This window comes from Rhizobium sp. BK049 (assembly GCF_014193135.1).
In the GTDB taxonomy this organism is placed as follows: domain Bacteria; phylum Pseudomonadota; class Alphaproteobacteria; order Rhizobiales; family Rhizobiaceae; genus Rhizobium.
The window spans coordinates 86,938-98,065 of record NZ_JACHYV010000024.1 but is presented as its reverse complement, the minus strand read 5'-3'; the positions used below and the strand labels follow the sequence as shown (position 1 = coordinate 98,065).

The 11,128-nt window shown below is 60.8% G+C and carries 10 protein-coding genes and 2 pseudogenes; 2 read left to right on the top strand and 10 right to left on the bottom strand.

The genetic code is table 11. From position 1 onward, the window contains the following. From FHT70_RS22875 to FHT70_RS22865, 3 genes are read right to left on the bottom strand one after another with little or no spacing between them, the layout of a single operon-like run. Window positions 1–300: a TrbC/VirB2 family protein gene (locus FHT70_RS22875; RefSeq protein WP_183705055.1), complete on the bottom strand. Its 300-nt coding sequence runs from the start codon at window positions 298–300 to the stop codon at window positions 1–3. Continuing rightward, window positions 297–968 (bottom strand): transglycosylase SLT domain-containing protein, encoded by a 672-nt coding sequence (locus FHT70_RS22870; RefSeq protein WP_183705053.1) that lies wholly within the window; start codon window positions 966–968, stop codon window positions 297–299. The genes FHT70_RS22875 and FHT70_RS22870 overlap by 4 nt, the downstream gene beginning before the upstream one ends. Window positions 969–970: 2 nt before the next feature. Then, window positions 971–1,510, bottom strand: a complete 540-nt coding sequence (locus FHT70_RS22865) for a hypothetical protein (protein WP_183705050.1) — start codon at window positions 1,508–1,510, stop codon at window positions 971–973. Window positions 1,511–1,611: 101 nt separating this feature from the next. On the opposite strand from FHT70_RS22865, the gene FHT70_RS22860 reads away from it, so the two are divergent. Beyond that, window positions 1,612–1,977 carry a MarR family transcriptional regulator gene (locus FHT70_RS22860; RefSeq protein WP_085782007.1) on the top strand — a complete coding sequence of 122 codons (366 nt, stop codon included), beginning with the start codon at window positions 1,612–1,614 and terminating at the stop codon, window positions 1,975–1,977. 409 nt (window positions 1,978–2,386) lie between these two features. Here FHT70_RS22860 and FHT70_RS22855 read toward each other — a convergent pair whose 3' ends face one another. The 3 genes and pseudogenes from FHT70_RS22855 to FHT70_RS22845 form a co-directional block, all read right to left on the bottom strand. Beyond that, window positions 2,387–3,574, bottom strand: a complete 1,188-nt coding sequence (locus FHT70_RS22855) for a DUF932 domain-containing protein (protein WP_183705048.1) — start codon at window positions 3,572–3,574, stop codon at window positions 2,387–2,389. Between the two features lie 118 nt (window positions 3,575–3,692). After that, window positions 3,693–5,855 carry a ParB/RepB/Spo0J family partition protein gene (locus FHT70_RS22850; protein WP_183705046.1) on the bottom strand — a complete coding sequence of 721 codons (2,163 nt, stop codon included), beginning with the start codon at window positions 5,853–5,855 and terminating at the stop codon, window positions 3,693–3,695. 403 nt (window positions 5,856–6,258) lie between these two features. Next, window positions 6,259–6,483: pseudogene (locus tag FHT70_RS22845) on the bottom strand (gfo/Idh/MocA family oxidoreductase); the annotation flags it as partial. Window positions 6,484–6,487: 4 nt separating this feature from the next. On the opposite strand from FHT70_RS22845, the pseudogene soxR reads away from it, so the two are divergent. Beyond that, window positions 6,488–6,912: pseudogene (gene soxR / locus FHT70_RS22840) on the top strand (redox-sensitive transcriptional activator SoxR). Between the two features lie 157 nt (window positions 6,913–7,069). On the opposite strand, the gene FHT70_RS22835 reads toward soxR, so the two are convergent. The 4 genes from FHT70_RS22835 to FHT70_RS22820 are packed head-to-tail and all read right to left on the bottom strand — an operon-like array spanning window position 7,070 to window position 11,114. After that, window positions 7,070–7,453, bottom strand: a complete 384-nt coding sequence (locus FHT70_RS22835; RefSeq protein ID WP_246590423.1) for a DUF3307 domain-containing protein — start codon at window positions 7,451–7,453, stop codon at window positions 7,070–7,072. A 12-nt stretch (window positions 7,454–7,465) separates the two neighbouring features. Then, window positions 7,466–9,328: an adenylate/guanylate cyclase domain-containing protein gene (locus FHT70_RS22830; RefSeq protein WP_183705042.1), complete on the bottom strand. Its 1,863-nt coding sequence runs from the start codon at window positions 9,326–9,328 to the stop codon at window positions 7,466–7,468. Further along, window positions 9,318–10,595, bottom strand: a complete 1,278-nt coding sequence (locus FHT70_RS22825) for an NAD(P)/FAD-dependent oxidoreductase (protein WP_183705090.1) — start codon at window positions 10,593–10,595, stop codon at window positions 9,318–9,320. The genes FHT70_RS22830 and FHT70_RS22825 overlap by 11 nt, the downstream gene beginning before the upstream one ends. Before the next feature lie 45 nt (window positions 10,596–10,640). Beyond that, window positions 10,641–11,114 carry a DoxX family protein gene (locus FHT70_RS22820; protein WP_097601291.1) on the bottom strand — a complete coding sequence of 158 codons (474 nt, stop codon included), beginning with the start codon at window positions 11,112–11,114 and terminating at the stop codon, window positions 10,641–10,643. Window positions 11,115–11,128: the final 14 nt, after the last annotated feature.

The following is an 11,128-nucleotide window of genomic DNA, read 5'->3' as shown; positions in this document are numbered from 1 at the left end:
TCAGCTCCCGACGATGGTGTTGACCAGTTCGGTCGCCCCGAAAATTCCGCCTATGCCTATGATCCAGAAGCCTGCGCGCCTCAGATCCATGTATCCGAACATCCACGCAATGCAGATGATGATGACGGCGATGACCGCCAGCAGACGGGCGATATTGCCTGTCAGCATGTCGACGATGTTCTGCAGCACGGTTTCGATACCGGCGGCCTGGGCGAAGGCCGGCTCGACCATGAAGGCGACGATCGCCGCCGCCATGAGGGTGGATGTGGCAAGGGGGCGAAGACGGGGTTTCGAGATCATTCGCTTTGCTCCAATCTATCGTTCTGGAAAACGAGAGCCGACGACCGCCGCCGGGAGTTATAAACATCCCATGGCTCGGCTTCAGCGGCCTGGGTGGGGTGTGAGGCTTGTTTGAGAGGCGCTTGTCTCGGCTGATCCTGCGGCGATGGGGCTGACGGGAGCTGGTCGTCCGTTCCCGCAACGGAGAGCGAGGCCAGCAGAGGCGATAGCCGCCCGATTTCCTGACGCACCTGCTCGTCATACCGGACTATCGCGCCAACGGATGGATCGCCGCGACCGTAATAGGAGCGGAGCATGACTGTCTCGGCTCGCGCCGGATCGTCGCCCACGCGGAGAGCCTCACGGTAGTATCCGTCGAGAAGCGTCGCCGTGGCCTTGAGGCTCAGGCAAGGATCGAAGGCGTCCGCAAGGGACAGATCGAGTTTCTGAAGCGCCTCGATCCCGAGGCCGCCAAGACCGACCTGGATATCCTGGCGATCGGCCATCAGAGATGTGGCGTCCTCGATCGCCTCTTCCTTCGATGTGGGTTGGTCGGCAAGTGGCGGGCCGCTGTTGATGCGAATGGCGAGAGGCTGAAAACCGCTCTCAAGGCTGACGACGGCTGCCAGCGTTTCGACCTTGACCATCGGCGCGCAGGCTTGCGCGATATCGATGAAGGCAGCGGCCATTGTCAGTACCACACCCGCTGCGTCGTCGCGCCGTCGATGGTGACGTCGATATAGTGAGGCTGCGACCTCACATTCGGGCGCATGATCGGGTAACCCATGCACCGGTAGCGCCCATCCTGACGCTGCCAATGTGGTGACAGTACCGAATTGTCGTGGGTGCCAAAGTTGTCAGCATCATGCAAGCAGAGGGCATTGCTCACCGGTTGCGGTGAAGTCGCCACGCAGGTCACTTGCCCCCCGCCGGAACCGTCTCCTCCCCTCAGCCTATATCCGGCATCGCAATAATAGGGTTCATAACCAGGCCGCGAGCTGTGAAAACCGACGCCGCTGCAGGTCGGGAACGAATGACCTCTGGCAAGCTCCCGCCACAATTTTTGGATCGGCGGCCGGCATTCCCCGAATTGCGTCGGCCCTCCGGGATTCGAAAGGCACAGGATAACCTGGCATCCCCAAACTTCAGCTTGCGCTTTACTGCCGGAAATAAGATAGGATGGCGTCATGCAGCAGATCGTTAGCAATGAATTCAGCAGAAGGCTTTTCATGGGCAGACCCCTTCGACACGACGATGTTCCATCGCATTCGGGAGAGCTTGCACAGCTGCCTTCCCGAGTTCTTACTGACTTATATAACACAGTTAAATGACATGACAAGCGCACTTAAAAAGCAATGGCAGAACCTTGCCTTCTCGGGACTCATTCTCCATGAGATCCTCGATCATCCGCTGGAAGACGAGACGCCGCAGGCGCGACTGAAACAGGTCGGCATGATGACGATCCTCTACACGATGAGCCAGGCGCACCAGAAGCTAACCCTTTCGAATATCATCGAGATTACCGAGCTGACGCGAACTGGCGTCAAGGAAACCGTCGACCTTCTGGTCAAGCGTGGAATGCTGAGCGAGACGATGGTGAAGAATTCCATGGGCAGGGGAACGGCCCGGCAATTCGAGATTTCGGAGGATCTTTTGAACAAACTGAGCTCGTTCCGCGTCGGCCAGAAATCGGATTAAACTGACTTTCTTTCGCAAGTAACGGGACGCAACGGCGAATCATTTGTCGCCCGGTCGTGCTGCTGACCCGGAGAGAAAGGGTGGTCGGGCAACCCGCCCCCGGGCGGGTTCCAGACAGACAATTGAAGAGTATCGGAGAAATCAGCATAGCGCCGCCGAAGGCGGGATTTCGGAAATTCTTGCCACGCTAAGGGCGGAACAAGGGCAGCCGCGGGAGCCTCAGCATAGGGGCCGGCAGGGAGGCGGAACCGACTGCCCCCGCCCGTGCGTTCCTTTTTTCCCGAGAATATTCGCCGCACCTTGTCATTATTATCGCGCGGGAGCCTGGAAGGGGCGATGCGGTTGGCGGAAAAAACAATGCCGTCGAGCGGGCTCGGACCGATCGACGTCATTACCTTATGAGGCGCGCTCAGACCGCGCTTTCCAGTAGCCTCCTCGCCTTGCCTTCCAGCTCCAGACGGACGTCCTGATGGCTCTTGTCACGTGCCAGGGCGGTGATTCCCTGAACGAAGTCGAAGACCGATTCCGGCGGGCGGCCTTCTTCGGACAGAACAGTCTCGATGATCTTGCCCGTTTCACTTTTCGAGAAACCTCGCCGGCGCAGGAATGATTGTCTGTCATCATCGTCGCGGGCGACGATCCGCTCGCGCGCGGCCTGGATGCCTGCGACGAAAGCTGCAGGTGAGGAATTGGCAAAGCTTGTCAGCGCGGGTCCCGCTTCATGGGCGAAACGCTCAGCAGCGAATTTGCTGTGCCGGATGCTGATCTCCTGGAAGTTTTCCGTGCCCCAGATGTTGCGGTTGGCGCAGACGGCGCGCAGGTAGAAGGAGGCGATGCCGAGCGTTTTCGACCCCACCTCCGAGTTCCAGGCATAGAAGCCGCGAAAGAAGAGATCAGGTTCACCATTGGGCAGGCGCCCCGCCTCGATCGGATGAGTATCATCGACCAGGAACAGGAAGACATCACGGTCGGATGCGTAGAGCGTGGTCGTATCCTTGGAGATATCGACGAAGGGGTTATATGTCATGCTCGCCCAATCAAGCAGGCCCGGCACTTTCCAGATCGTGTCGCCGGTCGCGTTGCCGGCGATTTTCATTACGGCAGACACGAGCTCGTGGTCCCAGATCCTGCCGTAGTCGGGGCCGGTCACCGCCCGCAGCTCGACGCGGCCATCATCCATTTCGAGCGTCTTGACGAGCTCGGCACGATTGTTAAGCAGGCCATGTTGTAGATTGATCGCGGCAAGCGGCGCGGGAAGCTGGCGCATATAGGTGGCGGGCGCGCCTACCAGGTTGCAAAGCTGACCATAGCTCCAATGCGTCGGTGCCACCGGGCGTCGGTTGCCGGGTAAGATTAGCTCGAGCCGCTCGGAGTTGTCGCGACTGGCCTCGAGGCGGATCGACGAACTTTCCACCGTTCGGGCGTGAGCGCGCTCAGCACGGGACCTGACCGCACCGTAGAGTTCGCCAAGAGAAAGATAGCGCTCATCATCAGGTCGAGAGAACCATTCGGACGAGACGCGGCCATTGCGCTCACCGCGCGAGATGTCGACCCTGAAGCCAGATGCCGGTTGCGAGGCGGAGGTGATGGAGTCCATGACATTTGCTCCTTGAAACGAAAGTGGTCCGGCCTCCTGTTGGAGCCGGACCATGCGCGTGGATCGGAATCGAAGGCCCGGCATACCCGCCGGACCATATCGGTCGGATGGTTAAAGCCTACTCGGCAGCATCTAGATGCTTCTGCTCCTGCCGAAAGGCGTCATCCGGCTCTCCCGTCGCTTGCTCGGCGTTCACCTCGTCACTGAGAAAAGCCGGAAGATCTGAAGCCGCGGCTTCGATCATAACATCATCGGCAGCGCGGTGGGCGATCTCACCGACTGCTGTTCCGGAGCTGTCTGCCGATGCGTCTTCAATCGCCATTTTTAGCGGCTCGGGTAGCCAGCCGCTGCCGTCGAGCAGGCGCTCGGCTTCGCGCGCCATATCGGCTTTCTTCAGATGATCGATCAGGTGAGCCGATTGTTCGCCCTTCGCCTCCCGCACGGCCTGCAGGATCTGCGCCTTGGTGACCCTTCCAAGATAGGCGTCGACTGTCGGCATCCAGCCGGCACCGGCCATGTCGAAGCCGATTGCACGGGCGAGCTGGTCGGCATGAGCGATCGCGCGGGTGCGTTTGTTCCATGGCTCGATTACGGCATTCAGCGAGAGGGATGCGCAATGGGCAAACAATGCCAGCCGGCTGACCTCATCGAGCGCGATCAGAAAGTCCCACAGATCCTCGGGTAGCTTCGGAAGGTCCTGGCCCCATGCTTCCTGCCGCTGGTCGATCTCCCCGGCCCAGACGGTGCCGGAGAGCCCTTCCGTCTGGCCGAAGGTGGCGCTTTGCAGCGTCAGTTCCAGGCACGTGCCCGAGCCATAATGGTAGAAGGTCTTCAGGACGAAGGCGTGCAGCACGGCGATGAATGCGACAGCCGGATTGTTGGCGAGCGCATTGCGCAGCGCCACCGTGCGTGTCGCCGTCAGATCGACAAGCAGACGATCGGATATCGGGCGGATGGCACCGTCCTCCTCGTCTGCCTCATCACCGGCAGCGGCCCGACCGTCGAGCGTTGCCCCACCGATGGACGATGATCCACTCACCTCGTAGCCGTCATCGCTCCCGGACATCACTGCCTCGGTCTCCACCGTCTCCGGCTGCGGTTCGTCTTCCGGCCGGACAAATCCGCGCTCGATCTTCAGTTCGCCGCCGGCGCCAAGAGAGATGAACGCGCCGCCACGGGCGACATCCTGAGGATCGAAGACATACGGCCGGTCGTTGATCCTGTCGAGCTCGTTCCCGAGTTCCTCCAAGCGATGTTCGGTCTGCTCGCACGTTTCCTCGGCCTCCGCATAGGCTGCATCCAGATCGTCGTATTCGGCCTTCAGCGTGCCGTATCGAGCAGCCTCTTCGTCGGTCATTTCGGCCTGGTGCCCATAGAAGCGACGCAGCCCGGCTGTATGCCCGTAAGGAAAGTCGAAGGCCGCTTCGACCCACTTCCAGCCTTCCGCAGCCTTTATTGCTTCTGCGTCTGCCGCCAGTTTCTCGAGCGCCAATTGCTCGAGCAGCGCCGGATCCTGAAGCCACCCGCCGTTGTCCTGCTCGAACAGGTCGCGCATCACGACACCGCCGGAGGCTACGTAGGCATCGATCCCAACATAGACGGTCCTGCGATCGCTCGCGCGGATCGTCGTTTCGGTCAGGAGCCTGCGGATGTAATAGGGTTCACGAACCTGCTGGCGCGAGACCGTGTCCCAGACCTGCTCCTGGCGGACGTGGTCGTTGCTGATGGAAAAAGCCATGATCTGTTCAAGTTTCATCTCCTCATTGGCGTAGAGTTCGAGCAGTCGCGGCGAGACCGAAGCCAGACGCAGGCGCTGCCGGACGATGGCGGCCGAGACAAAGAAGCGCGCTGCGACTTCCTCTTCGCCAACCCCCTGCTCGCGCAAGGCCTGGAACGCGCGGTATTGGTCGAGGGGATGAAGGTCGACCCGCTGGACATTTTCCGCGAGAGAATCCTCGGTTTCGAGGGTATCGCCGCTGCTGACGATACAGGGAATACCGGCGGTCTTTGCCAGCCGTTTGCAGGAGACCAGCAGCTCAAGCGCACGATAACGCCGGCCACCGGCGGGGATGCGATAAAAGCCGGTCTCCTTGCCGACGCCGTGGACTTCAGCACGCACATTCAGGCTGGTCAGCAGTCCGCGACGTGCTATGTCCTCCGCGAGATCTTCGATCGAGACTCCTGCCTTGACCCGACGGACGTTCTGCTCGCTCAGGATCAGTTTATTGAAAGGGATCTCGCGTCCAACGTTCAATGTGATTTTCTCGATGGCCTGTGCCATTTCGCTTCTCCGTGACGAGCCGGCCGGAGCTCTCTCCTGCCTTCCAAACCCGTCTCAGAATCCCCCTCCCTCCTCTCCCTCTTGCGTATACTCGCCTGGAATGATCGCAGGAGACCCTGATTGCCTCGGCGTTTTTCGAAGTCGCAAGTTCTTCTGGTGGATTTGTTGGCGAGACCTACGTCTGGCGCGGCCAAGGTGTTGGCAAGTTTTCGGTACATCCAGTCTGAATTGATCGACGATGTTGCGCCAGTTCTGACTTCCGGCTTTGCAATGGATTTCGCCGATGCGGCCGGCAAGCTTCAGCGGCGGCGTGGCGCTCGGTGCCGCCCTCCTGCCTTTCCTCAACACGCTCCTGCTGCCGCTGGCTTCGCCCTAAGCCGAAGTACAGCGCGATGCGGCTGCCTCAATCGATCGCCCCGTCGGCGTGGCTGAGATCGGAGGCGATTGCCTTGTCGAGCACCTTCTGGATGTTGGCGGCACGCCGGAAGGACGGCTCCTGGGTCTTGCCCGCACGCACGGCCTGGACAAACGCTGGTAGTTCGTTTCCACCGGATCGAAGGGCAGGTCACGCCAGGTCGCAGTATGCACGTCTTCGGCCAAGGCAGGCGCGCAGCGTCGATTTGCCGGTCCCGATGCTGACCATCACCGAGGTGTCGCGACGCAGCGGCGTTGCCTCATCAGCTCTGCGCTTCTATGAGGAGCGTGGGTTGATCGCATCCGAGCGCGCCGGCTCGGGACACCGACGCTACCACCGGTCCGCATTGCGGCGGATCGCTTCATCGTCTTTGTACAGCGGATCGGGCTGACGCTTGAGGAGATCGGCGCAGAGCTCGCTCAGCTGCCGGCCGATCGCGTACCGTCACGTCGGGATTGGTCGCGGCTGTCGAGCGCGTGGGCAAAGCGTATCGACCAGCGCATAGCCGAGTTACAGCGCCTACGGTCCGGTCTTGGCGAATGCATCGGTTGCGGCTGCCTGTCGATCGACCGATGTCGCTTGGCGAACCCTGCCGACGTGGCAGGGCGCAAAGGGCCGGGAGCGAGGTATTGGCTGGGGTGAATGAGCCTCCAACGGTATGCCGAACGATCTTACGATCTTGCCGGTTATTCAATGTGTCATGTCCCGACTTCACCTCCACACTGTAGATTGACTTATGGCGGAACGCTACCCGCATAACCTGATCTCAACAGCCGAGACGACGATTCGAATGTCTGCTTCAAGAAATGAACACAGTATCCCAGGCCACGATCGCCAAGATTGCCGAATAGGTCAGGTGATGAGCGAGCTGGTCGGCACCGTGAAGTATCCAGAATGAACGAGTATTGACCGGGTGCGGCTGACGTTGACCGTGGATGGCCTTCAAGTGGTCGATGAGGAAATGGATCAGAAACTCGCCGGAGGCAATGGCGAAAATCCACATCGGATCCGTGATTGCAACCAAGAGGATTGGCGCGGTGGCGACGGCGTGGATGCCAGCGTGGACATAAGCGCCCGGCTTCTTGAAGTTCCCTTTGCCGGCAATCATCCATTCGGGCTGCAGGACATAGTCAGCCATGAAGTGCTTGGTTTGCAACCAAATCAGCGTTGTGAGCAGCAGCATCGTCATGCTCCTTCAGTCCGCCATAACCGCCGGATCGATCGTGTGCACTCGGACCGGCGCGATCCTTCCCCGTATGCCGACGCAGCCAAGCGGCCTTGTCTGAATAAGGTCTCGGGTCTTTCGAAGCGTTTCGTCGCTTAGCGCAATTTCCACGCCTTTGTCCTTGGCCACGCCAACGAGCCGGCTCGCGAGATTGACGACGTCGCCGATCGCCGTATAGCTGAGGCGTTCAGTCGAGCCGATATTGCCGACAAGGGCCACGCCGGTGTTGATGCCGATACGCACCCGAATCTCATCATGCTTGGGCGCAATCGGCGCCATGGCATGCATCGCATCGCGAATTGCCGCTGCGGCGCGGCACGCGCGCAATGCGTGATCCGGCACATTGCCGGGGGCATTCCAGATCGCCATCACCGCATCGCCGATGAATTTGTCGACTGTGCCGCCTTCGGCATGAATAGCGGCGATCGAGAGGGTCAGAAACCGCGTCAGGCTTGGTTCAACGCCAGCGCCGAACTCTTCCGTGAGTTCCGTAAAGCCTGGCAAATCCGCAAACAACACCGTTATGTCCCTGAGTTCGCCGCCGGGACGAGGCTTAAGACCGCCGTCGACAAGGGGACGAACGACCTCGACCGGCATGAAGCGAGCGAACGCGGCAAGGCCGCTCGACATGCGCTTCAGGGCGGAGGAGAAATGATCGAGTTCAGTCAACAGCGCCGGGCGATGTTCCACGGCGTCGAGTTCGAACCTCTCGATCATATGCAGCTGCTCGGCAAGGCGCGACAGTGGCCGAGCGAAGAGAATTCTGGCAAACAGGATCGCCGTCACAGCGGCCAGCACAGCAATGCCCCCGATGATGAAGATCAGTCGCTCGGTATTGGCGTCGATGTCACGGGCAAAAGTCGCCCGCGGTATGGCGGTGACCAGACGCCAGTCTTCGAACGGCAACTTGCCAGATGACACGAAGATTGGGCCGAGCGCCTTGCTTGCCACCAGCGTCCGGGAACCGTCGGGCTTTTCGGGGCTGGCAGCCATGGCGACTGCCGCGGCCAGAGCGTCGGAGGCGGCAAAATCCTTGAGATGAGCAGCGACCATACCGTCTGACGGCTCGGATGTCGCCAGTACCGCGTTATCCCGCGCTAGCACAAAGGCCTTGCTGCCTTCCGGCATCTTGAGCCCTCCAAGGATGGCCGACAACCGATGCAGGCTGACCGCCACCATCACCACACCTTCGAAATGGCCGAACACCTCGACTTTCTTCGAGACGACAATCGCCGGTTCGAAGCCGTTCGGAAGGATATTGACGAGACTCCAGGCCGGTTCTGCACTGGTCCGGCCAAGTCTGTACCATGGCGAGCCCTCCGGAACGTAGACACTCTCGGCCTTCAGCCGATTTTCGAAAAAAATATCGCCAGGGATTGGCTTGTAGAGATCGCGGCGTAGCGGACGCGGCTTGCTCAGGGGTGCCCAACCGATCTCCACCATTTCGATCTCGCCATCCGGCAGCGCGTGCGCCCCAAAGAAGCGCCCGTCCGGGAAGCCGAAACCGATCCAGGCAATCGCCGGCTGTTCACGCAGCAACGACAGGAAAAGGAATTCACGCTTCACCTCGTCGTCCGGCCTGATCGCTCCCTGGAAAAAGACCGATCTGACGATCTCCGCGCTGCTCGAAACCAGCGCCAGATTAGAAGAAAGCTCGTTGCGGACCGCAGCGGTGCTCTGAGCATCAAGGCTCGCAACAACCGTTTCAATGTTCCGGCTTGCGGTACGATACCAGACCAGGTGCACGAGCGCCGCCGTCGACAACACTGCAAGCAGCAGCAGTGCAGTGACCGCACGCCCCATCTTTATGCGTGGGAATGTTCTAGCGTTCATGGCGGTCGGTAATCAGACGGGCGGCGCGGTCATAGCGGACATAAGCCAGCGCCCAGTCCGCGAACACGACGAAGCGATTGCGGAAGCCCACGAGAAACCAGAGATGGGCGATGTTCCAAACCAGCCAGGCGGAAAATCCTGAAAGACGGATGCGGCGAAAGTCGGCGACCGCCGCATTGCGTCCGATGGTTGCCAGATTTCCGAAATCGCGATAGCCGAACAGACCGGCGGTCCGATCATCGAGACCGGCGAGAATGGCGCGAGCCGCGTATTCGCCCATCTGCTTGGCGGCCGGTGCCACTCCGGGAACCGTTCTGCCGTTCCTGTCCGTGACCGCCGCGGTGTCGCCGATCACGAAGATCTCGTCATTGCCCGGCGGGTTGAGGTTCCGGTCGACATGAACGCGGCCGGCGCGATCAGCGGGCACGCCAAGCCATTTGGCCGCCCTGGAGGCCATGACACCGGCCGCCCACAGCACGCAGGATGATCGGATTTGCCGGCCGCCGGCAAGCGCTACTCCTTCAGAGTCGCAGCGCGTTACCGCTTCCCCGAGGGACACCTCGACGCCGAGCATCTCCAGGTGTCGCCGGGCTTCTCCCGACAATTTCGCCGGCATGGTCGGCAGAACGATATTGCCGGCTTCGACCAGCACCACGCGAGCCGAGGACGGATCAATGCGCCTGAAGTCACGGACGATGACCTTTCTTGCCAGCTCGGCGATTGCTCCAGCCAGTTCAACGCCTGTCGGGCCGCCGCCAACAACGACGAAGGTGAGAAACCGCCGCCGCTCGGCTTCGTCCTCGGCTGCCTCGGCACGTTCGAAGGCCGACAGGATCCGGGCACGGATTTCAGTCGCATCGGCGATTGTTTTCAACCCGGGCGCGGTCTCCGCCCATTCATCCTTTCCGAAATATGCGTGCCTTGCACCGGTGGCGACGACCAGATAGTCGTAGGCGATGCGACTATTTGTGGTCTGAACGAACCGGTTCTTCTTGTCGATCCCCTCGACACGCTCCATCAGCACAGTGACGTTGGATTGCCGAGAGAGAATGCGGCGGATCGGCATGGCGATCTGGGCTGGCGAAAGTGCGGCCGTCGCGACCTGATAAAGCAGCGGCTGAAAAAGATGATAGTTGCGCCGATCGACGACCGTCACATCCACGTCCGCGTGCCGAAGCCCCTTGGCGGCGGCAAGGCCGCCGAAACCGGCTCCGAGGATGACGACCCTCGGGCGGTGACCCGCCGCCTGATGTGCCCCTGGGCTCATGAGCGGCGAGCCGCCACTTGTCTCTTCGACAACTGCGCGCATGGCTCAGCGCCCCCTCGGAAACAGGCGCGCTGCCAGATAATCGAGCGAAACGGCGCCTGCCCCGCGCGTCAGGATCAACAGCAACGGCGCCGTCCAGAGCAAATGGTCCGGCCAGTTCTGCGGGTAGACGAGGAGCTGGATTGTCGAGATGACGCAAAGCAGCATAATGGCGGCGGGGCGAGAGAACAGGCCTAGAAAAATCAAGATCGAGCCAGTCACTTCGGCCGTCGTCGCAAGCACGGCGGCCACGCCGGGATCGATGACGGGCAGCTGGTATTCAAGGGTGAACAGCTGAATTGTCACCGGCCAGGAGGCAAGCTTGCTCTGCGACGACTGCCAGAAGACGTGGGCGACCGCCAGACGGGAAACAAGTTGGGCGAGCGACAGGGGCAGGCTGTTGAAGCTCTCGAGAGCGGCGACATAAAGTCCAATAATACCGCCTCTGTGTCGCGTCGAAGAAGGGGACATCATAGTCATGATTTCCATCCTGT

What these genes read in the sequence shown, in the direction of transcription:
- FHT70_RS22875 (WP_183705055.1), bottom strand. Translation starts at nt 300, where the DNA reads ATGATCTCGAAACCCCGTCTTCGCCCCCTTGCCACATCCACCCTCATG.
- FHT70_RS22870 (WP_183705053.1), bottom strand. Translation starts at nt 968, where the DNA reads ATGGCCGCTGCCTTCATCGATATCGCGCAAGCCTGCGCGCCGATGGTC.
- FHT70_RS22865 (WP_183705050.1), bottom strand. Translation starts at nt 1,510, where the DNA reads ATGAAAAGCCTTCTGCTGAATTCATTGCTAACGATCTGCTGCATGACG.
- FHT70_RS22860 (WP_085782007.1), top strand. Translation starts at nt 1,612, where the DNA reads ATGACAAGCGCACTTAAAAAGCAATGGCAGAACCTTGCCTTCTCGGGA.
- FHT70_RS22855 (WP_183705048.1), bottom strand. Translation starts at nt 3,574, where the DNA reads ATGGACTCCATCACCTCCGCCTCGCAACCGGCATCTGGCTTCAGGGTC.
- FHT70_RS22850 (WP_183705046.1), bottom strand. Translation starts at nt 5,855, where the DNA reads ATGGCACAGGCCATCGAGAAAATCACATTGAACGTTGGACGCGAGATC.
- FHT70_RS22835 (WP_246590423.1), bottom strand. Translation starts at nt 7,453, where the DNA reads ATGCTGCTGCTCACAACGCTGATTTGGTTGCAAACCAAGCACTTCATG.
- FHT70_RS22830 (WP_183705042.1), bottom strand. Translation starts at nt 9,328, where the DNA reads ATGAACGCTAGAACATTCCCACGCATAAAGATGGGGCGTGCGGTCACT.
- FHT70_RS22825 (WP_183705090.1), bottom strand. Translation starts at nt 10,595, where the DNA reads ATGAGCCCAGGGGCACATCAGGCGGCGGGTCACCGCCCGAGGGTCGTC.
- FHT70_RS22820 (WP_097601291.1), bottom strand. Translation starts at nt 11,114, where the DNA reads ATGACTATGATGTCCCCTTCTTCGACGCGACACAGAGGCGGTATTATT.